Here is a 22,275-nt window from a genome sequence, read left to right on the forward strand (position 1 = left end):
AAGTCAGAAACTTTCGGATGAAAAATGAATGCCTGGCAAGTTGTTAAAATTCATTAAGGACAGCCCCAAGCGTTCGGACATATTCTTCCACGTATAAATGCCGTGTTTTATACCTGTATTGCATGACCCAGCGTGGATGAGGGAGTGTGCCCAGTTTGCTGAAAAAGCCGTGCTCCGTGTTCTGCTTTTCCAGAAAGCGATGGTTCTGCCCCTTGCCTACGGTAAAGGCAACACTCCTTTTAATATTCATAGTCAATTGTTTATTCATGCTTTCAAGAATAAAAGGCGTGGTGGCTTCCCGAAGCTGGGGAGTATCGTAATAATTCATATTGATTCCGTTGTGCACAAAACCTATAGGACACACAGAGCTAAAATGAAAATGTGCAAAGAAATGCTGAGCTCCTCCAAATGCGTCAATAACATCATAAATAAAGGTGGACGAGGGCTCTGTTCTTTTGGGGTGTGGATTGGGTATTCCACAGTTTTCCTGTAAGCGAACAGGGTCGGTAAAACCTATCCCTGTTAACCCTGCACCCAATCTACCGGGATTGATACCAAAAAGCAGCACACGCGGATTGCTGTCATTGTAATAGCGCTGATAAAAAGCCGTCATTCCGTTGCGCACTTGCTCTTTACGAAAAGGTAACAGCGGTTCTACTCCACCAGGTAATGAAGGTACTGTCAAAGCGTCGTAAAAACGGAGCATTTGCTCGCCAAAGGTTTTTGTTGTGTGCATCATTGCAAATTACAGAAAGGATCAAAATAAAAAAAGCCGCGCGATGGCGGCTTTTGTATGAAGCTAATAGAAGTTACTTCTTGTCTTCTGAGGCGGTTGCCTTTTTCGCAGCAGGTGCTGTTTTCACCGGTGTAACTTTGGTGCGGGTTGCAGTCTTCACGCCACTTGTTTTGTTGGCTGCTGAAGGTCCTTTGGGACGGCCAGGGCCTCTCGTCGCCGATGTTTTAGGAGTGGCGGGCTTTGCAGCTGCAGATTTTGGAGCAGCAGCCTTAGCAACTACAGGATTGGTAGGCTTCGTTACTGCTTTCTTGCGGCGGGGTTTGCGGGGCTTTTCCTTGGGTGAGGTAACTTTCTTGCCGTACTCGGCTTTGATCTTTCCAGGCGCCTCAAACCAGCTCTTCAGCGCAACAAATTTAATACGACCGCCTTTGGCGAAGGTATCAACGCGGCCACTATTCTTTCGTAGTCGGAATGCACTGTTTATAATGGCGTTGGTCACTGACTGACGACGTTCTTCTTTCAGTTTGAAATAAACCATCGCCTCTTCCACCAATTCTTCGTAAGTCAGAGGTTTGTCGAGCTGCTGCAATCTTTTAAGAATAAATGCGCCCCAAATAGATTTGGGACCTCGTTTCTTTCCTTTACTCGCTTTTGGGGCAGCTTTACTTTCTGAGGTTGCACCGGCCTTTGCTTCGGTGGTTTTTGCTTTTGAAGCAGCAGTTGAAATAGCCTGCGCACCCCCCACAGAAATCTGAATTTGAGTTGTATTGTCGCCCAACTGATCGAGCACACCTTTAATGTGTTCCAACCGCGACAGGGTTTTTCGAAGTTCTTCGTGGTAGAAGTCGCGCATTGTAGCTACCTCAGAATCTTTGAATTGAAAAGTTGCCATTAGATTTAATTTTTTTAGTTTGAGCAAATGTACAATAATTAAAATGACATGAACAAAACCTGCAATCATAAAAATTGTTCAAATACTTTAAAAGTGGCCGTATTTATTCATGTTTGGGGCTGATTGACCTGATTGTTTTGATTTAGATAATTGGTGTTTATCTTTGGGCGAAATCGAATAATTAATCGACAAAACTGAATATGCACCACACAGATTTGCCAGGAAATGCTCTACTTCACCAGGCGCAGCAGCGAATTAAGCCGTATGTAAATCGCACCCCGTTGCTGCGAAGCGACTGGCTTAATGAGTGGGCTGGGGCTGAATTGTGGTTCAAATGCGAAAACCTTCAGCGGGTCGGAGCTTTTAAGCCACGCGGCGCATTCAATGCAACATTGCAATTATCTGCCGAAGAAAAGCACAGGGGTGTTGCCACGCACAGTTCCGGCAATCATGCGCAGGCGCTGGCCCTTGTTGCCAAAACCCTGGGAATACAGGCTCACATTGTAATGCCGGAGAACAGCCCGGCCAGTAAAATTGCCGGTGTGCGCGAATTGGGTGGAGAAATCACTTTTTGCGAGGCTACCGTGGAAGCCCGTGAAGCTGTTTTAAAAGATTTACTTGCGAAAACAGGAGCTACGTACATTCCTCCCTACGACCACATGGACATCATCATCGGGCAATCAACCGCGGCGCTTGAAATATTTGAGGATGTGCCCGGCGTAGAAAATGTTTTGGTTCCGCTGGGCGGTGGCGGCCTCTTGAGCGGAACGGCGCTGGCGGCCAAATACAACAACCCCGGTTGCAAGGTTTATGGGGCAGAACCATTGAATGTTAATGACGGCGAGCGCTCGTTGAAAAGTGGAACTTTGTGTACCAATCCACCTGGCTCGTTTACCGTGGCCGACGGATTGCGCACCAACCTGGGCGAGCTGCCCTTTGAAGTGATGAAGTTGTTGGTTCACGACGTGTTGACCGCGCGCGAAGAAACCATTGCCATGGCCATGGAGCTGATTTGGCGGCGACTGAAAGTGATTGTAGAGCCTTCAGGCGCGCTGGCACTGGCCGTGCTTCATGAGCACCGCGACCTGTTTAAAGGGCAAAGGGTGGCGTTGATTCTGTCGGGAGGAAATGTAGATTGGTCTGCTGTACCTTTCCTCAAATAAACAGTCTTGTTATGGATTGTAATACTTGAGGGCTTCAGGCATAAACGCCTCAATATCTCTGATGCGACGCTCATCGCTGGGGTGTGTACTGAGAAGTTCAGGGGGCTTTTGGCCACCTCCTAACTGGCTCATACGCGTCCAGAAATTCACAGCTTCACGAGGGTCGTAGCCGGCCATGGCCATAAACACCATTCCAAGTCTGTCGGCTTCACTTTCATGGTTTCGAGAAAAAGCAAGTGTTCCCAATCCTGAGCCAATTCCAAAGCTTTGCAGCAGAATGTCACGGGTCAACCCGGGTTTTTCACTGGTCAACACATCCAATGTCATACCGGCGCCATAAACCATCACAGCCTGGCTCATTCGCTCATTGCCATGACGGGCCACGGCGTGAGCAATTTCATGCCCCATTACCACTGCAATGCCCGTTTCGCCTTCACAAACAGGCAAAATACCTGTGTAGAAAACCACGCGACCTCCCGGCATACACCATGCATTTACGGTTGGGTCATCCACGGTGTTGAATGTCCACTCAAAACCCTCCACTCTTTTCTTCTGGTTGATTTTCTTCATGTATTGCTCAACCGATGCCGCAATTTTATCACCCACATCTCTCACCATCCTGGCGCGTGAGTCATGCATTCCCAACACATTTGCATCTCCCAGGAAATCCGAATAAGCCTGGAGGCTCATGGAAATCATGGTGCTTTCCGGGTAGAGATTCATTTGCCGACGGCCGCTGATGGGCACGGTGGTACAGCCCACAAACAGCGCTACGGTGAGCCATGTGGTAAATCGGTTGTATTTTTTCATGCGGATGGGATGGTTGGTTTCAGGCAATTTCAGCCGTAAGGCCTCGATCGAGCAAGGCTGTACACCTAGGCTCAAGCTCATCATAAGTACCTTTTTTAACAGAGCATTTACCATTGTGATGCACTATATAGGTACATTGCTCGGCTTGAATGGGATCATGATCGCAAATTTCAATGAGCGAGTCAATGACGTAATCAAAGGTGTGCACATCGTCGTTAAACAGAATGATTTCGTGACTGGCAACCAATTCCTCTACCAGAACCTCCTGCGCGCGTATATCCGTTTGTTGTGACATTTCCATCAATTCTTCTGCAAAGTTACAGAAATAGCAATTACTGTCCTGTAACTTCTCTCGCTTCATCCACTTTGAGCAGGAAACCCAAAGCCATTGCCCTGATGGTGCTTTCTGTAACGCCTCTTTCCATAAACGTATCTTTCAAGGCCTCGACTTCGGCGTAGCTTTTAGTAGGACGGCTCAGGTAGTGCAACTTGCCATTGGGAAGCTGTAATCTTGAAACGCCGGCATCTGGTAGCGCAAGTATGGCATCGGCAACTTCCTGGGGCATTTCGTTTCCATAGGAACCGAGATCCAGCAAAAAACGAATGTCGCGCGGCTGAAAGTCGTAAGCGCTTTCCAGCTGAAAACCATCCACCTGAGCTGGCGGTGTAGCAGATTCGCCAGGTGCAGGTTCGGGTTCAACCGATGTAGGCTCCACGGGCTCGGTTTGGGGCGTTTCAGCAGCTCGCGGTGTGCCTGCAAGCACATCTTCACCTTCGGCAGCGAGTAAGGCACGGGCTTCTGCCATGGTAATTCTGCGACCATCGTAGTAGGCCGTAATAAAAGCATCGCTCACTCCGGCATTCATCACCACCTGTCGCTGGCTTTGGGCAAGTTCCACACTCGGAAACATCCCTGAGGTGTAGCGGATATATCCGTTGTTGGTAAGCTCGCTGTTGAGCGGCATGATGTTGTTCAAAGCGTCGGACGATACAGGTTTGGAGTACACACCCACCTGCACGGTAAAGAACAATCCGCGGATGCGCTCAACCTGAGTTGCAGTTGCTGCATCCGGATCGCTGTAGTAATCTGTTCGAAGATCTGTGGCAGGAGCTGTTCGCGGTGCTTCTACAGGCTGCGCCGTTCTCCCTGACTCAGGAGTTGTTGTGGAAATTGTGCCCGGAGCTTCTGAAGCCTGTGTCGTTTCTGCAGGTGCCGAAGATGACACCGCTGGTGCAGGACTTGTTGTTCCTGCCACGCGCTGTTTTCCTGTGGCCTGAGCAATCGCATCGGCTGCCTGTGACTCATCGGGAATTCGGTTCAGCGCGATGCGCTCGCCGTTCAAATAGGCCACCACAAATGCGTCGTTGTATCCGCGATTTCGGATGTAGTCTCGTGCGCTCATGGCTCTGTTAAAGTCAGGAAAAAGTCCGGCAGTGTAGCGCGTAATTCCCTCGGCAACGCGGTCTGCTCTGATGGGCGAAAAACCGCTGAAGTGATCTTGCGGAATGGGATTTCGGAAAGCGCCCACCTGCACAGCAAATACCAGCCCCTCGGGCCAGGGGTTGTCAACCGGGATGGGGTTGGCAGTGGAGTACTGGGGCTGGGCGGTGGTTTCGAAACGCTGTGTGCTCACTCCCATCTGCAACTCGGGTATGGGCGCGTAGGCAGTTCGAGTAACGGGCGATTCCAAACGAGGCTCCGGTATTTCCATAGGACGGACTTGCTGAGGAGTTTCCGGTGCAGACGTTGTTGTAGCCGGCGAAGTATCGGCAATCGTTTCTGAGGGTTCTTCGTCTGCCTCAACGCTGGTCTGAGTTGCGCGTGGCTGTGGCACTTCTTCCGCCCTGCTTTCAGGTTCTGCATCCTGAATAACTTGTGCAGAGGGCTCTTGCACATCCGTTTGATCGACGCGGGGCTCTTGTGCAGCGGCTATCATGTCGGCTTCTTCCTGCACCAGGGATACCAACTCCCGCGATTGCGAAGGCTCCATTTTAGCAAGTACTTCATCTGCTTTGCTTCGCGAATCTTCGACTTCCTTGTTCAAGCGCGCAAGTTCATCGCGCAGTTGCTGGGCTTGTAAAAACAATGCACGGGCTTCATCTTGTAAACCGGTTGCCTTGCGAGATGCCTCTTCGCGCTCAGATTCATTATCTGCTTCATCGGCGCGGGCGGCCCACTCTTCAGACTCCACAAGTTTTCGCTCGGCATCATCCAATGCGGAGGAGGCCTCTACGGCGATGCGTTTTTTGTTCTGTTCGGCCTGGCGGGCCTGAGCCTGAAGGCTGAACCACTCCATCGCAACCGGGCTGGCTTCTACCCTTTCTATTTGCTCAGGGGTAAGACCGAAATCCTGTTGTACCACCGATCGCACCTCAGGCTCAAATGCCAAAATGGGCTCTTGCGCTGCTATTTGAACTGACCCTGTCTCCTCCGAAACTTCGCTTTCGTCGGCCTCAGCAGTTATGGCAAGCTCTGCCAGCGTTACCGATTGAATACTTTGACGCATGGTTTCGCCTGTAACAGCAATGGGCACTACGCGACTGGCTGATTCTTCCCATGCCATTTGACTTCCGGAATCAAGTTCATCCAAAACTGCATTCACACGGGCCAGCTTTTCGATGGCTTGGGCCTCGATGTAGAAAGCTTCTTTCATGCGCTGCATTCTCGCTGAGAAATTGCTCTCGCTGCGGGCTTCATTCCTTAATTCCGCAGCGCGTGCAAGAAGGGTTGCCGCGTCGTTCTGCTCTTGTTGCAAGCGCGAAACATCATCTTGCGTAATTCCTGACCAATTACGCGCCTCAAGTTGCTCCATCAAGTTGGAGTTCGACTCGCTGAAGTAGCTCCACTCCTGCTGATTAACCGAAGCAGCGCGCAATTGCATGGCTTCTTCGTCGCGAAGCAAATTGGTCAAGGCTTTCAGGCTTTCTTCATTCTCAATTTGGGTTCCCCGGCTTTCCACCAGTTGAATCACGCGATTGTGATGGCGCTGCAAATCTCCCGACATGCTTTCGAGTGCCAAAGAAGCTCCCAACGACTTGTATGACAAATCTTCCACATCACCGAAAACAATCAGTTCCTGCAAAGAAGCGAGGTAAGTTTCGGATGAACCCAGCCATTGCTGCACATTGCCCGCGTTGATTTCCGAGGCATCGGATACCTCCTCAACCGTCTCAGATTCATCGGCAACAAACTCTTCACCCGGCAATTGATCAGTGCTTTCACGACGTATTGCTTCCTCTGTAATCGGCATTTCTGTTTCGGTTGTACGCTCTTCAGGCAACGCAGCATCTGCTTGCTCAGGATTCACCACAGCTACATCGGCAGGGCTTTCTTCTTTAACCATTGCAGACGGTGTTGAGGCCCATTCTTCGTCGCTTTGCCGAAGCTGTTCTGCCGATGCAAAAAGCGATTCGTAGGCAATGGTCCGCTCTTGTTTCTGCAATTGTAATTCCTGGATAAGCTCCTGTTTTTGTTGACGCTCTGCACCATCATTTGCAGCATCCATTTCACCAACCAATTCCTCAATACGAGCTTCAATGCGATTCGCCACCCGCTGCTCCAATTGTGCTTTGCGAACCGTTTTGATGTACTCACTGTCCGTAGAAGTTGTAATGGCTTGATATTCATTTGCATAATCTGCATCCGCCTCGTTGATAATGATTTGGTGCTCTGCAACAAACTCTTCGTGACGAAGGGTTTGCAAGTTTTCTCTCTCGGCTTCCAACTCGTTGGCTTTGATAGCCCTTACCTGTTCCATCTGGCTTATGGCGCGGTCTATTTTCCTTCGCCCTGATTCATCGGTTGTTGAACGCAAGGCTTCCATTTCGGCAACCTTTTCGTCAATTTTCGAGATAAACTGCTCGCCCAGTTCAATTACTGCTTCGGTGCGCTCACTTTCAGCAAGACTGGTGGTTTGAATGCGCTGAACGGCTGTTTCATATGCCGGGTCTATGTCCTCATAGCCGATGGATTCAGGGATAGCAGCGATGGGATCCTCAGGAACGGAAACAGGCTCGGCTGCCGGGGATTCTTCTGTAGTTTCGTTGGAAAGTGCAGCAGGTTCCGAAGCAGCAATACCGCTGGTTTCAGAAGGGCGGGTTTCGGAAGCTTCAGTTTCCGTGCGCTCGGCCAAACCGGCGATTTCCATCATGATTTGGGCGCTGGTGGGTGCAGGCTGCCCAATGGCCGACGCGCGTTCTCTTTCGTAAGCAACCATCTCGTCGGTGAGTTCGCTTCTGATTTCTTTCAGTGCATCCAAACGTTGCGCCTGCTGCGGAGACATTTCCTCTTCCGGAATGGCGCGCATACTGTTGATTTCGCGCTCTACCTTCACCAGAAACCCGCGGTTTACATCTGCCATCCGAGCCATTTCCTCCGAAACATCAGAGGAGGTAGCGGCAATGTTCTCGCGTTTCTGATGGAAATCCGGGTCGAGCTCTGCATACACCGGATGCGCCTGGGCCACGGTTAAGCTGGGTCTGTCTCGTGGATCGGCAGACTGAGAAGACGCTGCCGGCTCAGCCGCGGTGATGCTGAAAGGAACAGCTTCTTCTCTTCCTATTTCAGCCAAAGATTTGCGGGCATCGTCAATTTCCTGCAGTTGTTTACCCTTGAGCTGCTGGAATTCTTCAATTTGTCTGTCAATCTCGTCGCGTTGTACACCTGCTTCGAGTGTGGCTCGCTCTTGCTCCAATTCGGCAATGTTTTGGCCAATTACCTCGATCCAGTCCTCGGCAGCCGCAATCTGCTCGCGTGCTTCCTCCTCCTTCATGGCTCTTACCGGCTCTGCACGCACCTGCGCTCCAAGATCGTAGGACGATACAAAGTCTTCGAACTCTTTGGTGCTTTCAAAAGCCTTGAGCGCAATGTTGGCATCGTCTTCCAAAATAGTTCGCACCACTTCCATGCTCAGGTCCATGTCGCTTGTCTGTTGCCGCACAGATTGAATGCGCCGGGTAACTTCCGCCACCTGGCCGGGTTCAAAGCTGCGCACTTTGTCGGCCGGGATATAGAGATCGGTGGCCTTTTGCTCAATTTTTCGGTAGAGCTCTGCTTGTTGCGCCAAACTTTCGGCACCTTGCTGTCCATCCTTAAGACTTCCGAAGAGGTTTTCAATCTGCCCTTGTACGTCGTTGAGGTCTTGTTCAAGAATATCAATTTCGCGTTGTATGGCCGGGCGGTCTTTTACTTTGGCAGACTCCATTTGCAAGCGGCGGTTTTTGATTCGCATCATCAATGATGCTTCATCATCGCGCAGTTCCTGGGCCATTCGCCCGGATATATCGGCAGATTTGCGCTCTTTCTGGGCTCTTTCGCGCAAGGCCAGGTATTCATCGGTTCCTTGTTTCTGTTCCTCATCCCGCGCTGTTTTGACCTCTTTCATGGCCGCTATCACAGCTTCGCGCTCACCGCTTTGCAAGGCATTTTCGAGTGCTTCGGCGCGCAACATGGCTCTTTGTTCTTCCTGCTCTACTTCTACCATGCGCTCGTTGAGTTGCCCTGCGAGCGCCAGTGCAACCTCCGACTCATTGGCCAGTTTGTTGGCTGCATGACGCGCGGCGGCTGCCTGCATGTAGTACCTGCTGCTCACCTCCTGGTCGCCCACTGCATCGGCGAGTCGCAGGAGATCACCTGCATCCCGTGCGGCTTTCGCTGCAGCTTCGCGTTTAGCTTCAGCAAGGGTATAAGCCACATCACGCTGGTTGCGAATGTTTTCTGTTTTAGCTTCAAGTTGCCGCTGGGCATCTCTGCTGATTTCCACTACTGCCTGATTGGATAGGCCTTCGGCAAATCCGGCCGCCTGGTAAAGGTTTTCGATTCCGGTTTCAGGCGTTTTTAAAACAGGTTTTTCTGCCACTGCCGTCGGGTCGTAGTTTACTTCGAGACCTGCACGGTACTTCAGCACATCGCGGGCAAGCGCAAACATATCTTCCTGCAAAGGACTGTCGAACAAATTCTTAATTACGAGCTGCTCATTGTTGTTCACAAGGAGTAGCTCAAGTTCTTGTCCGAAAGCAACGGCTGTGGGGTGGGCAGGCACCTCCACCAAGCCGTTGTGAGCGAGCTCACTACCCTGTGCATCCACGGTAAACCTGTACTTTCCGCTTCGAGGCAGGTCGATCATGTACTGTCCTGTGGTGGCGTCGGTTGCGAACTGCCCAACCTCACGCTGGGTAAGGGCATCGGTTACGGTTATTCGCGCCGACGGGGTGACACCGGGCACGTCGGGCTTGAAAGTTCCTTTGATGAATACAAGCTGTAGCGGATTGGCTGCAACCATCACCTTGTACACGTGCATCCGGCCCTGATCACTGCTTCGGGAGGATGAAAACCAAGCCATTTCGTGGTTGCGATCGGTGATATAGAGCATGTCATCGTCCGGCGTGTTGACTGCAAAATCGAGATTTTCCGGTTGCGTAAATTTATCTGTGGCCGGGTTGTAGGTACACTTAAAAATGTCATAACCTCCCATGCTCGAATGGCCTTCTGACGCGAAGTAAAAAGTCTCACCATCAGGATGCAGAAATGGAAAGTCATCATTGTAAGGCGTATTGATGCCCGTCATGGGAATGGGCTTGCTCCAGTTTCCGTTGGGAAGTCGGGATGCCCGGTAGATGTCTCGTCCGGTATCACCCTTCTTTCCATAGCTTGAGAAAAACACCGTAGAGGTATTGCCGGGGAAGTACATCAGGAAGCGCTCGCCTGTTTTGAGGTCGTAGGTGGTGAGCAGCTCCTCCGGGCAAACCAGAATGCGGCCGCCAATGGCTTCGAGGTCGTAGTTGCGAAAGAAATCTTTTTCGCTGGTTTCAACCTTGTTCAGAACGGTGATATCCTTGATGTTGGAGAGCAGATTTTGACCATTTTGGCATTGCGCAATGGCGAGGGTTACGTCAATCTTCCCCTTTCTGCGTCTGTCGGTTTTTTGCTCGTAGATTCGATACTGTTCAAGGGCCTCGGTAAACTGGTATGTCAGGTGGTAGGCCTTTCCGAGGAAAAAGTGAATCTCCGGAGGAATGCCTTCCTTGTCCATGGCAAAACGCAGGTGTTTAAAAGCCTTGTCCTTGTCTGCCGAACCATATACCAAACAGGCACCGAAACGATAGTTGAGGTCGGGGTTCGTAGGATTGAGACTCAGAAGCTGGGAGTAACTCGCCAGGGTTTCACCAAAGCGCTCTTGTTCGAACAATTCGTCTGCTTGTTTGCGAAGTTCTTCCGTAGGTGTTTTCTGAGCAAACAGTCCATTCCCTACCAGCAAAAACAGCGCAATGACTATCATTCTGCTTAGGTTGGCTGCAGTTTTCCGGCCCAATACCGAACGCCTTTCGCTTTGCCTTCTTTCCGGGTTTCTAGTCAAATCGTCGGATAAAATCGTTGCGGAGTTTCTTGGTTCCCAGCATGTAGGTGTAAGGATCTTTGCCTTTGCCACCTTCAGCTTTGCGTTTATCGTCCTTCACTTCTACAAGCATATTGTTAAAGTCATTGTCTGAGGAGAACACGCGCATCATGCCACGCTTGTAGGTAAAGAAGTACCAGTTGGCGTCGTCCAGTTCCAGGTAAATATGCAACTCATCGCCACCGCGTTTCTTCTCTATTTCTATGCGCCCTTTTACCTGGCGGAACACGTCTTTCTTGCCAATGTGGGCAATGCTGATAGGGCCTTCGCTTTGAAAAGCGCTCTCCAGATCGTTCCACTTCATTTTTACATTGGCGAGGTACAGTGTATGGGTCATTTCCTGGGGTAGTCGCTTGATTCCACCGCTGAGACTCAATTCAGTGATAATCTTATCAGATTTTTCCAATCCCATTACCTCACGAATGGATTTTTCGTAGTGGGTTTCGGCAATGTTTACCGGTTTTAAATCGGGGTAGCTGTTGATTTTCTCCTCCATCTTCTTCAAGGCATCCTCCAGAAAGTGGAAATTGATAATTAGCGTGGCCTCCATGCTGAAAGATTCGTCCTCCATGCTGTGACGGGCCTCACCCACGGGCTGGAAATGTACCTGACCGAAATCATTACCGAGATTGATGTTTCCATCGCCCACTACTGTGCACTTATCCACATTAAGGGCCACAAAGTTGCCCGGCAGTTTCCGCTCGCGCAGCTTTTCGCGGGAGCCCACCTGGTACTCACGTGCGTTTTTGTCGAAGAACAGAAATCCGCGCGCCGAAAGCACTTCCTCGTCGTCCATATCGTCTTTCACCGACAGGAAGGTAGAGTACAATCTGTAGGGCTGCGCGTTGACCATGGTTCCCACCCCTACCGGTTTTCCGGAGTAATCTACCAGCATGGTATCTACGGGAATCATTACCTCTTCCGGATTGATTTCGGACTCAAAATTCATATAGTTTCGCTCAATACCGGGGCAATTGTGCGAAATGCGGGTACTTCCTTTAAAGGTAAGGAACTTGTTGTTGGCCTCCATTCTGGTGCGGCCAATAAACTCAAAATTGGGGCTGAGCATAAACTGTGCATCCTCCAGCACCTGCCCTTCGGCAATGGTTTGCAGGGAGGTATCCACCTTCACCGAATGAAAGGCAATGACTTGCTCACGTTTGTTCTCATCCACGTAGGTGTATTCTGCATTACCCTTGTAGTCCCATCGGGATTTGATTTCAATCTTTGCATTGAACATGCGATGGTATTCTGTAATGTAGTTGGCCACGATACCAGCATTTTCAAGGGGCTCAATATGAGCCTTCTTAAAGATGCGCAGCTCGCCTCTATCGGGAATAATCTTGGCATCTGCTACACGGATGTGATCAATTTCCTTACAGTCAATAATGTTTTGCTTCAGGTCGTACACTGCCTTGGGGGCCATAAAGTTGAGTGAATCCTGATCGGGATGGGTGCTGTAAAAATTTGAGCGGCCGATGTCGAGTTCTGTATCAATCACAAAATCGGCTGCAACGGCTGAGCTCGAAGAGAGTTCAATACTGTTTTCATCCATAAACCACTTGAACTTGTCCATGTAGCATACGTACTGGTTAATGGGAAACTCTACAAAGGTATCGTCGCCGTTCGACTCAAATTCTGCCACCCGCTTATCAAACTGTACATCTGCCTTTACATTTTCGGTTCTGAAGGCCATTTCTGCGTCGTTCATTGCAGCCAGGCGGAAGTCGGCAGTATCTGAGGTAAACGAAATCTGGTTGAGATCCATTCGCTCTGATTCCAACTCTGCACCAGCAAAATCCATTTGTCCGCTGGCAGTCATTCCGGAGGGAGTAAGTTCGGTATAGCCCCGCACCAAATCTGATTGTTCATCAAAGAAGGTAATAGGCTCTTTCATGACGTCCAACCGCAACAGGTTTTTACCAGGGCTGTAAAACAGATCTGCTTCGGTGGCATGTGCTTCCGGCACCTGGGGTGGGCCTGCCTGAGCGAGGTTTTTAAAGTGCTTGGTGGTACCGCGGGTAGAATCCGGAAAAAAGATGAAGTTTTCAGAACTGGCTGTTGCGGTGAGGTACTCCATCTCACCTTCTCCTTGCAGTCCGCTGTAATTCAGTGTTATATTATCCTTGTATTTTCCTCTCGCACCGTAAAGCGGCAATCCGGCAGAGCCTGTTTGACGCACAAATCCCAGTGAGTAGTCGGGTTGTACACGCAATTGCTCTTCAATGTCGGGGAAAATATCAGCCGAAACAAGCGTTCCGTCAAAGAAAACCTGATCGGTATTGAAGTCATTCAGGCTGTCAATCACAAAAGGCTCTACCTGGAAGTAAAAGCGATCGCGGTTATATACTCCCTTCTGAATCTGTTTGTTATCGTAATAGACAAAGGGCTTTTTGGTGCAGTCGAAAATGGGATATTGCGGATAATCCGGTTGCACTCCACTCTTGTTGTAGGGGTTATCGATGGAGATCGTACCCTGTATTCCTTCGAGCACGTTTTTAACACGAACCAATCGCGGGCGCCCTCTGCGGGTGGTACTTTCGCGGTCCTCGAAACGCTCTACGTAAAAGCGGCATGAATCCACATTAATCAGGTCAATTTTAAAGTCGTCGTAAGTAAACTTGTACTCCTTTCCGAAGAATTCAAACTTTCCGGCGCGAATCATCCCTGCAAAATCAAAGTCGCGGTTTTTCTTGAGTAGCAATTCACCATTTTGCGGATAAATCACCACGTTTTGGCTGTCGCTCAAAAAGATGCGTTCTACACCTCTCAGGAGCATATCGTAGTTGAGAAGGTTGATGGATGCGTTATCCTCGCGTTCTGTCTGGGAGTTGAATACAATCACGTCGTAGTCCGTTCTGCCGCCACTGGCCAGGATGTAATTGTACAATCTTTCCTTCACTTTGATGTGTCGCCTTTCAATATCGTAATCAATAAATCCTTTGTTTCCGAGGTCAATAAGCAGAGGGATGATTTGCTCAGGGGGGAAGCGCATATCTGCGGCCAATCCCTCGATGTAGAACTCATTGGAATTGATAGACTGCGCGTATTTGCGGATACTAAACAAAGGGTGCATGGCCGACAATCCTGCCAGTGCGTCGTAGCGCTGCATCTGAAAGTAATTGTTTGATTCGAAAGCTGCGCGGTTTTGGGTAGATCCGGGCAGGTTTCCGAGGCGAATCAAAGGGTCGTCAATTTTCCAGTACAAGGCCTCAAAGTACATATCCACCTCGTGAAAACTATTGAAATACGGGCTTTTGCTTTGCCCTTCGTCCATGCGAATAAGACTCAGCATGCGCGTGTCTTTGATGAATTTGAAATTGAGCGAAGGGTGTGTAATGGAATCTTGATCGAGGAAGATGGTTACGGCAACGCGATCAGACACTATACGGTCGGGGCGAATGGTGAAATTGAGTGCGCGACTCTGCAGAAAAGCATATCCATCGCGGTAGATGGTGAGACTTGCCGGCTGATCGGGCGTACCGTAGCCCTGTAGTTTGCTGCCACGCATGGAAAAACCGCCTTCGTAATCTATATCCTTAGCTATATCGCGAATTTTCAGGCGCTTGTTATACGACTCGAAGGCGGGATAACTCGCCGTTTCTTCCTTTACACCTCCCAGCACTTTGTCTGACACAACGCCTTGCAGCGGGTAATCGAAAAAGGCATTGAAAAAGAGCACCGAATCCACGGAATAGGAAGATCCCTTGGTTCGTATTTCGTAACTACCCTCAATGATTCCGTAGGTTTCGTTGGGGTCGAGACCGGCACGCTCCCAGGTGATACGCCCGCCTTTGCCCACAAATTTATCCTGTGTTGGATAATAGACTCCGCTGGTTGCGTAAATCACCGAGCTGTCGTTTTTGGCGAGGCATCGCAAATCCATGGAGCGAAAAACCACTTTTGGGATGGAGTCAAATTCAAAGGTGTATCGGTCGTTACTGGCCTGCCAGGCGGTGGTAGTTGAGCGGTAAAAGGTATTGTCTTTGAAGATAGAAGCCGAATTTTCAACAAACTTCACCAGGTTCGATTTGCGGCGGTCTGAAACCAATTCTTCCATGATGGTGAGCCAGCCGTTAAAGCTTTCATCGCTTTGCCGGCTTTGGGTAAAGGCCACGAGTGAACTGAAGAAATCGCGGAATTCAGGATAGGCTCTCAATCGTTTTTTGAGCATCTCATCGCTGATTTTGTAGATGCGTTTCCGCGACGCGTCTGTAAACCGCTCGCTGTTCCATGCCGGGCCAAACTCCTCTTCAACAAAGGCTTTAGCGTCTTTTTTATTGGCCGCAGAGAGCAGGTTGTTCACATCTTGCAAGTAGCCTTCCTGCGTTGGTGTAAAATTGCGCATGGTTTGGGCGTGCAACTGAAGAATACATCCAGTTAGCAGCAACAACCCGGTCAGTCCCCACTTTTTCATACTTGCTTTTCGAATTGAAGCATGGCCCATTGGTTTCGCGAAGCCACGAGTGTTTGCCGCATCCCTGCAGAGGCAGCTTTGCGCACCAAATCAGGCACATCTGCCTCGTAAAACCCACTGATGATGAGTCTTCCACCGAGCTTCAAGTGCTTCGCATACTGTGCCATATCCTGCATGAGTACGTTTTTGTTGATATTCGCCAAGATAAAATGAAATGAGCGGTCTCCTATGCGGCGTACATCGCCTTTTTCAACAGTTATATTCACAGCTCCGTTCAGTTCAACATTTTCAAGTGCGTTTTCGTAGCACCAGTCGTCTATGTCAATGGCCACCACACTTGCAGCGCCCATTTTTGACGCGAGGATGGCCAGCACACCGGTTCCTGAGCCCATATCGAGCACATCCAAACCGCCAAGCTCCATACCGCGAAGGTTTTTCAGAATAAGCCATGTGGTTTCGTGATGCCCCGTACCAAACGACATTTTGGGCTGAATAATGAGCTCGAAAGGCAAATGAGCCGGTTCGTGAAATGGAGCTCTCACCCTGCAATCTTCGGTAACTTCAATGGGCTTGAAGTCAGATTCCCATACTGCATTCCAGTTTTGAGCAGGTATGTTTTCACTGCGGATACTGAAGCTAAAATCGCTACCGAGTTGTTTGATTAACAATTTCGTTTCCTGATCATTGTATTCTGCTTCCTGAATATATGCTTCAAGTCCGGCTTCGGTTTCAACGAAACTCTCAAAACCTGCTTCGGCAAGTTGTGCCATTACCAGTTCGCGGAAGGGCTCAACGGGATTCAGGGTGATATGCAGTGCAAGGTAGTCCATCAGTGTTGAAAAGAGTTTGCAATGGCCAAAAAATCAGGTGCATTCAACGAGGCGCCGCCGATTAGTCCACCGTCCACATCCTCACAGGCAAAGAGCTCTGCAGCGTTTTCGGGCTTGCAGGAACCACCGTAGAGAATGGAGGTGTTTTGCGCTGTTTCACTACCGAAAAGTTCTGCTAGCACCGAGCGGATAAAGGCGTGCATTTCCTGTGCCTGCGCGGTTGTGGCTGTTTTTCCTGTTCCGATGGCCCACACGGGCTCGTACGCGATAACAATCTGTTTCATCTGTTCATTGGACATTCCCCGAAGTGCTTCACGCAATTGTCGGGCCACGACTGCCTTTTCCTGACCTTTTTCGCGCTCATCCAAAGTCTCACCACAACACACAATGGCAGTCATTTCCTGTGCAACAACGGCCTCCGTTTTTCGGCGCACCACTTCATCGGTTTCGCCGAAAAGGCTTCTGCGCTCCGAATGACCTACAATGCAGTAGCCCACACCAAGGTTGGCCAGCATAGCTGCGCTCACCTCTCCGGTGTAAGCGCCGGAAGCTTCATGGTAGCAGTTTTGAGCGCCAACTTCTATTCTGCCCTCTCTCTGCCAGTCTGAGAGCGCCCACGCCGTGTAAATCAGCGGTGGACAAACAATCAGTGTAACACCCGAATGCTGCAATGTTTCTGTTTGCGGGCACAATTCCTGCACCAAAGCAGCTCCTTCTGCCGGCTGCAGGTTCATCTTCCAGTTTCCGGCTACAATATTTTTTCGCATGGTTTCGATTATTGAATTCTGACACGTGGGTCTAACCATCCGTAGATGATATCCACCACAATATTGATGACCACAAAGGTAGTGGCAATCACGATAACGCTTCCCATCACCACGGGCAGGTCTTCCTTGATCAATGCGTCGTAAATACGATATCCAAGTCCTTTCCAGGTGAATACAAATTCGATGAACACGGCTCCTGCCAGCAAATAGGCAAACCATCCCGATATGGCGGTAATCACAGGGTTCAGGGCGTTGCGCAAGGCGTGACCTACCACCACAGCATAGAAGGAAAGACCTTTGGAACGGGCCGTTCGCACAAAGTCTGCCGACAGCACCTCGAGCATAGAGCTGCGCGTAAGCTGCATAAAGATGGCCAGCGGACGAATGCCTAGAGTAAGGGCGGGTAGAATGAGGTTTTTGAGGTCGAGGTATTGCTCACCGGTGTAATCGTCGTAGGAATACAGCGAACCCGAGGCATTGAGGCCTGTGCCCGGCAACTGGATGTAGGCTTCGATCATCGGTACGAAATCACCACCGGCCAGCGCATTGAGCGTTTTACCCAGGAACCAGAGTGCAGCACCGGCAAAAAGCCCTTTGGCACCCCAGCGCCCAGCCACAAGCCAGGTCTGGTCTTTGTTGGGCAATAGTTTACGCCATGCTGCGATGCCTCCGACGAGCAATCCAATCAGCATGAGCAACACGGGCAAGGCCGGCAGCGACGTGGTGGTGTACCACAGCGTGGCGCCAATCCACGAAACGATGATGGCCATGAAAAACGATGGCCCTGACATTCCCAGCACGGCCAGCACAAAGAGCGACTGATCGAGGAATCCATCCTTCCGAACGGCTGCCAAAATCCCGATACCAATTCCCAGGATGATGGCCAGGGTAATGGCCGTAACCGCCAGCACCACAGTTCCGGGCATGGCCTCTGCAATGATATCGGCAACGGGCTGCTTGGTTTGATACGATCTGCGCAAATAAGGTGCTTTTAGAACGAGCGCGCGGTTTTCACCAAAAGTCACCAGGCGCGTGTAGCTGTATTTCTCATCACTGAGGTAAATGTGCGACTCCGGTCGGCTTGGGTTATGCAGCGACAAAGGCAGCAAATCGTTGATGTACAGCAAATACTGCTTACTTTTGGGTAAATCAAGACCCAGTTCTTTTTGAATGGCTGCGATGGATTCGGCCGTGGCGCGCTGCCCCAGCATCATGCGAGCAGGATCTCCAGGGGCGAGGTTGAAAATCACAAACACCAGCGAAACTACTCCGAAGAGCACCAGCAAGCCGTAGCCTAGTTTCCTGATGATGTATTGAAACACGTATTAGTTAATCAGGTAGTTGGCTTTAATATCGCGGTACTCGGGAAAATTGTTGTGGTGCCATTTACCCAAAATGGTTCCGTCTTTCATCAGCAACAAACCCGGATTGGAACGAATAATGGTCTTGAGGAAAATCTCATCTGCATTGTAATAAGGAAAAGGCGTTTGGTGCTCGTGCCTGAAATCATTCACCTTCGCCTCGCCGCTGGATGTAATTCCGAAGAAAGGAATACCGTCTGCATCGGACTGTTCCGCAAAAGCGTTGATGGTCTTTTGCACTTTGGCGTTGGAACCTTCCAGTTGGTAGGCAATCAGCAAGAATGAAAAGCCTTCTCGCTGAATAATTTCATCGCCAATATCAAAACCATCCTCGTCCATCACATTAAACACCGGAATGGGTGGTTCATAGCCTCTCTGCACCACAATTGATTCATCACTGGCCGATTGTACATCCCACTCATCCCACATTTTCTTTTCGAGGTATTCGGTGCTGAGGGCAGTGCGCGTTTCGCCGGTTTGCTTGTGCTTCAGGGTGTACACATTGGCGTACACAGTGGGCTTCAGTCCGAGCTCTTCGGCCGATTTCATTTGTTCCGGAATATTGTTGCCCACGGCGTAAGGGCGGTAATCCTTTACAGGAAGGTTTCGGTAGGTGTACATGGCAAAACCGAGCGCAAAGGCAACCATCACAGCGCCCATCACCCACTCCTTGTGAGGAGTTTTAAGGGCCTGCTTCATCACAACATAGGCCGCCATGCTGATCAAGGTGAACACCAGCGGGAACCACCATCCAAAAAGCCATCCACCAAAGAGCACCACAACCACAATGGAGGCCGCAAAGATACCTCCGTCTTCTCGCAGGTTGTTGAGCCGAATACGTCCGCTTTCAATAACCAGCACGATCACGAAAAAGAAGAGTGTGAGGTCTTTGTAGAACGACTCCCAGGGAGTGAGCGAGCGCCCCACAGAGCCGCGAAGTGCATCGCCAAAACAGCCGCAATCCGTTACACAGATCCTGTCGAAAGAGGCTCCTGCGTTGAGGGCTGCCGTTTGCGCATCGTTACAGGTTGCGGTGTACCACGTAAGCCATCCAAAGAAAACGGTCATCAGCAGGAGGGTAATATTTACCAGACGGGCTTTTGCGCCAAAGAGCACGGCCAGCCCCAACACCACCTCCACCACTGTAACGAGAATGGCCATGGGCAAGGCCCAATCGTGAAAAAGAGCCCAGAAACTTCCCAATGCCTGCTCGTCGAAGTACTCCTCAAGCTTGTAACTAAAACCCAGTGTATCATTGGCTTTGATAAGTCCGCTTACTACAAAGATGGAGCCTACCACTACCCTGCTCACATACACAGACCACGCAACGCCCTGGGGGCCAATCAGCATCAAACCACCGCCCAAAAGCGCGGCCACGGTAGCCATCCAGTACACGTTGAATTCATCGGGAGCGCTGGTGGTGAAACCCAGAATGAGCATCAGCAAACCGGCCAGCACCAAACCGAGCGAAGTGATTTTTTGAGTAAGCGTCAGGTTTTTCATGTCGTTTAGCTTTGTTGCACCGAAGTTAGGCAGGGTCAGGCAGAGGTGGCCCGAATTAACATTGTATTAACGTCCCTCTTCGGCTTCCATAATCATTGCAAATACTGCGTAATTCAGGATGTCGAGATAGTTGGCTTCGAGCCCTTCAGACACGATGGTTTTTCCGTCGTTGTCTTCAATTTGCTTTACGCGCAGCAACTTCATAAGAATCAAATCGGTGATGGACGATACGCGCATGGAGCGCCATGCTTCGCCGTAATCGTGGTTTTTTTGCTGCATCAAATCATGCGCATCCTCAATGATCACATTGTAAAATGTTTCGGCCTCTTCGGGCGATATTTTGAGGGGTTTGGATTCACCCACGCGCAGCTGAATCACTGCCATCACGCAGTAGTTGATGATTCCGATAAACTCATCGCGGATTCCCTCCTGCACCTTGCTCTTTCCTTTGAGCTGAATGGTGCGGATGCGGTTGGCTTTGATGTAGAGCTGATCGGTAAGTGAACTGGTTCGCAAAATGCGCCAGGCACTGCCGTAGTCTTTCATTTTCTGGAGAAAAAGCGAACGGCATTCGGCAACAACCTCGCGAAACTGCTCCGAAGTATTACTCATTATCTTTACGCTTGAATTCTGTGACATTTTCGCCGTGAAAGATACATCTTTTGACCCTCCACCGTCGGTATGTATTGAGGGGGTTCTCCTTGACTTTTCAACACCCCGCGTGATGGGCATTCTCAATGCCACACCCGACTCGTTTTACGAAGGAAGCCGCACACAGAGCCTGAACCATGCGGTGGAGAGAGCAGGAAGAATGTGGGAGCTGGGAGCTGATTTTATTGATATTGGAGGATATTCCACACGCCCGGGAGCGGAAGTTGTTCAGGAGGCCGAGGAACATCAACGGGTCATTCCATTGGTACGAAGCCTAAAGGACGCTTTTCCCGATATCCGGATATCTGTTGATACGTTCCGTGCTTCGGTTGCCGAAGCCGCTGTGGAAGCCGGCGCGGCGATGATCAACGATGTAAGCGGCGGTACACTCGACCACAAGATGTTTGAAACCGTAGCTCGACTGGGTGTTCCGTACGTACTCACCCATATGCGCGGCACGCCCCAAACCATGACAGGCCTCACAGAATACAAAGACCTGGGCGCTGACATCATACGCGATTTGTCGGCCAAGCTGCAGCAGCTTCGCGAATTGGGCGTGCACGACGTGCTGATTGACCCGGGGTTTGGGTTTGCCAAAACAGCCGCCCAGGGCTTCTACCTGCTTAAAAACCTGCATATCTTCAAGGTGTTGAAGTGCCCCTTGCTGGTTGGCGTTTCGAGGAAGTCTATGATCTGGCGCACCTTGGGCATCACACCGGAAGAATCTCTGAACGGTACCACTGTGCTGCATACGGTGGCGTTGATGCACGGGGCGCATGTGCTGCGTGTACACGATGCGAAGGAAGCGGCTGAAGCCATTCGGTTGCTTGCCGCATTGAATGAACAATGAAAAATCCGGCGATGCATCAACGCACAAATCTCGTTTCGCAGCATGGGGTCTATCATGGCGCAAATAACAGACCTTCGCCCTATGATTTAATAAGCGGCTCTGAACCATCATCGAAACTGGTGGTTTTTGCGCACGGCTACAAAGGTTTTAAGGATTGGGGGCCGTGGCATTTGCTGGCTCCCTTTTTTGTGGAGCATGGCTACGACTGGCTGGCTTTTAACTTTTCGCACAACGGTGGAACGGTGCAAAACCCCATTGACTTCCCGGATCTGGATGCATTTGCCGCCAATACCTACAGCAAGGAAGTGCTTGATTTGAGCTTACTGCTGGAAAAAGTCTTTTCCGGTGACATTTCGGGCCGGGCAAACCACCGTTGGAAGGAGGTGTATCTTATCGGACACAGTCGCGGCGGTGGAATCGTGACGCTGGTTGCGGGCCAGCTCCAGGACAAAATTGCGGGCATGGCAACCTGGGCAGCAGTGGCCGATTTCGGAGAGCGTTTCCCGGCAGATGTTTCCGCGTGGAAGGCTGAGGGCGTAATGTACGTTGCCAATGCGCGTACCGGCCAGCAATTGCCGCATCTCTTTTCCTTCTGGGAAGACTACCGGAAAAACCGCGTAAAACTGCACATCCTGAATGCCGCAAAGCGTTTCAACGGGCCGGTACTCGTTGCACATGGCTCCAAAGATGAAGCCGTGGATTTCAACAACGCCGCACGTTTGCACGCTGCCTTTCCGAATAGCTCACTATTACAGGTAGAGGGAGCCGGGCACACCTTTGGGGGGAAGCACCCCTGGGATTCGGGAGCATTGCCTGCTCCAATGCGGTTTATCGCTGAAGAGAGCGTGCGCTGCTGGAAGCAAAACGCCTAAAAATAAGCCGTTGGCCCATCGAGGTATCG

At 50.5% G+C, this 22,275-nt stretch carries 14 protein-coding genes; 3 read left to right on the forward strand and 11 right to left on the reverse strand.

The features are described from left to right. Positions 1 to 43 precede the first annotated feature (43 nt). Together EA392_02745 and EA392_02750 are read right to left on the reverse strand one after the other, a co-directional pair. Positions 44 to 739, reverse strand: a complete 696-nt coding sequence (locus tag EA392_02745) for a DUF4918 family protein (GenBank protein TVR40940.1) — start codon at positions 737 to 739, stop codon at positions 44 to 46. A gap of 70 nt (positions 740 to 809) precedes the next feature. Next, on the reverse strand, positions 810 to 1,697 hold the full coding sequence (locus EA392_02750) for a hypothetical protein (GenBank protein TVR40941.1): 888 nt from the start codon (positions 1,695 to 1,697) through the stop codon (positions 810 to 812). 131 nt (positions 1,698 to 1,828) lie between these two features. Between EA392_02750 and EA392_02755 the strand changes: the two genes are divergently transcribed. After that, complete coding sequence (locus EA392_02755; GenBank protein TVR40942.1) at positions 1,829 to 2,791, forward strand: pyridoxal-phosphate dependent enzyme; 963 nt, start codon at positions 1,829 to 1,831, stop codon at positions 2,789 to 2,791. 9 nt (positions 2,792 to 2,800) lie between these two features. On the opposite strand, the gene EA392_02760 is transcribed toward EA392_02755, so the two are convergent. The 9 genes from EA392_02760 to EA392_02800 all read right to left on the reverse strand — a co-directional run bounded on the left by EA392_02760 (position 2,801) and on the right by EA392_02800 (position 20,485). After that, positions 2,801 to 3,601, reverse strand: a complete 801-nt coding sequence (locus tag EA392_02760; protein TVR40964.1) for a M48 family peptidase — start codon at positions 3,599 to 3,601, stop codon at positions 2,801 to 2,803. A gap of 19 nt (positions 3,602 to 3,620) precedes the next feature. After that, the gene (locus tag EA392_02765) at positions 3,621 to 3,896 is read right to left on the reverse strand and encodes an ATP-dependent Clp protease adaptor ClpS (protein ID TVR40943.1); all 276 of its coding nucleotides are present in this window, start codon (positions 3,894 to 3,896) and stop codon (positions 3,621 to 3,623) included. Between the two features lie 37 nt (positions 3,897 to 3,933). Continuing rightward, complete coding sequence (locus EA392_02770) at positions 3,934 to 10,878, reverse strand: hypothetical protein (GenBank protein ID TVR40944.1); 6,945 nt, start codon at positions 10,876 to 10,878, stop codon at positions 3,934 to 3,936. A gap of 70 nt (positions 10,879 to 10,948) precedes the next feature. Further along, on the reverse strand, positions 10,949 to 15,442 hold the full coding sequence (locus EA392_02775; protein ID TVR40945.1) for a hypothetical protein: 4,494 nt from the start codon (positions 15,440 to 15,442) through the stop codon (positions 10,949 to 10,951). Beyond that, positions 15,409 to 16,242, reverse strand: coding sequence for a 50S ribosomal protein L11 methyltransferase (locus EA392_02780; GenBank protein ID TVR40946.1), 834 nt, complete (start codon positions 16,240 to 16,242; stop codon positions 15,409 to 15,411). The genes EA392_02775 and EA392_02780 overlap by 34 nt, the downstream gene beginning before the upstream one ends. After that, positions 16,242 to 17,009 carry a triose-phosphate isomerase gene (locus EA392_02785; protein ID TVR40965.1) on the reverse strand — a complete coding sequence of 256 codons (768 nt, stop codon included), beginning with the start codon at positions 17,007 to 17,009 and terminating at the stop codon, positions 16,242 to 16,244. Before EA392_02785 ends, EA392_02780 begins: the two co-directional genes overlap by 1 nt. 8 nt (positions 17,010 to 17,017) lie before the next feature. After that, entirely contained in the window at positions 17,018 to 18,331 is a 1,314-nt protein-coding gene (locus tag EA392_02790) for an ABC transporter permease (GenBank protein TVR40947.1), read from the reverse strand. A 3-nt stretch (positions 18,332 to 18,334) separates the two neighbouring features. Then, positions 18,335 to 19,873 carry a DoxX family protein gene (locus EA392_02795; protein TVR40948.1) on the reverse strand — a complete coding sequence of 513 codons (1,539 nt, stop codon included), beginning with the start codon at positions 19,871 to 19,873 and terminating at the stop codon, positions 18,335 to 18,337. Positions 19,874 to 19,939: 66 nt separating this feature from the next. After that, a complete protein-coding gene (locus EA392_02800; GenBank protein ID TVR40966.1) occupies positions 19,940 to 20,485 on the reverse strand; it encodes a DUF1599 domain-containing protein in 546 nt (181 codons plus the stop codon). A 112-nt stretch (positions 20,486 to 20,597) separates the two neighbouring features. Between EA392_02800 and folP the strand changes: the two genes are divergently transcribed. Continuing rightward, the gene (gene folP, locus EA392_02805) at positions 20,598 to 21,374 is read left to right on the forward strand and encodes a dihydropteroate synthase (GenBank protein ID TVR40949.1); all 777 of its coding nucleotides are present in this window, start codon (positions 20,598 to 20,600) and stop codon (positions 21,372 to 21,374) included. Next, positions 21,371 to 22,246: an alpha/beta fold hydrolase gene (locus EA392_02810; GenBank protein TVR40950.1), complete on the forward strand. Its 876-nt coding sequence runs from the start codon at positions 21,371 to 21,373 to the stop codon at positions 22,244 to 22,246. Before folP ends, EA392_02810 begins: the two co-directional genes overlap by 4 nt. The last annotated feature ends 29 nt before the right edge of the window (positions 22,247 to 22,275 follow it).

The organism is Cryomorphaceae bacterium, from assembly GCA_007695365.1.
In the GTDB taxonomy this organism is placed as follows: Bacteria; Bacteroidota; Bacteroidia; order Flavobacteriales_D; family SKUL01; genus SKUL01.

Bases quoted from the DNA above. Each gene is read 5' to 3' on its own strand.
- EA392_02745 (TVR40940.1), bottom strand. From the start codon at position 739: ATGATGCACACAACAAAAACCTTTGGCGAGCAAATGCTCCGTTTTTAC.
- EA392_02750 (TVR40941.1), bottom strand. From the start codon at position 1,697: ATGATTGCAGGTTTTGTTCATGTCATTTTAATTATTGTACATTTGCTC.
- EA392_02755 (TVR40942.1), top strand. From the start codon at position 1,829: ATGCACCACACAGATTTGCCAGGAAATGCTCTACTTCACCAGGCGCAG.
- EA392_02760 (TVR40964.1), bottom strand. From the start codon at position 3,601: ATGAAAAAATACAACCGATTTACCACATGGCTCACCGTAGCGCTGTTT.
- EA392_02765 (TVR40943.1), bottom strand. From the start codon at position 3,896: ATGTCACAACAAACGGATATACGCGCGCAGGAGGTTCTGGTAGAGGAA.
- EA392_02770 (TVR40944.1), bottom strand. From the start codon at position 10,878: ATGATAGTCATTGCGCTGTTTTTGCTGGTAGGGAATGGACTGTTTGCT.
- EA392_02775 (TVR40945.1), bottom strand. From the start codon at position 15,442: ATGGGCCATGCTTCAATTCGAAAAGCAAGTATGAAAAAGTGGGGACTG.
- EA392_02780 (TVR40946.1), bottom strand. From the start codon at position 16,242: ATGGACTACCTTGCACTGCATATCACCCTGAATCCCGTTGAGCCCTTC.
- EA392_02785 (TVR40965.1), bottom strand. From the start codon at position 17,009: ATGCGAAAAAATATTGTAGCCGGAAACTGGAAGATGAACCTGCAGCCG.
- EA392_02795 (TVR40948.1), bottom strand. From the start codon at position 19,873: ATGAAAAACCTGACGCTTACTCAAAAAATCACTTCGCTCGGTTTGGTG.
- EA392_02800 (TVR40966.1), bottom strand. From the start codon at position 20,485: ATGAGTAATACTTCGGAGCAGTTTCGCGAGGTTGTTGCCGAATGCCGT.
- folP (TVR40949.1), top strand. From the start codon at position 20,598: ATGGGCATTCTCAATGCCACACCCGACTCGTTTTACGAAGGAAGCCGC.
- EA392_02810 (TVR40950.1), top strand. From the start codon at position 21,371: ATGAAAAATCCGGCGATGCATCAACGCACAAATCTCGTTTCGCAGCAT.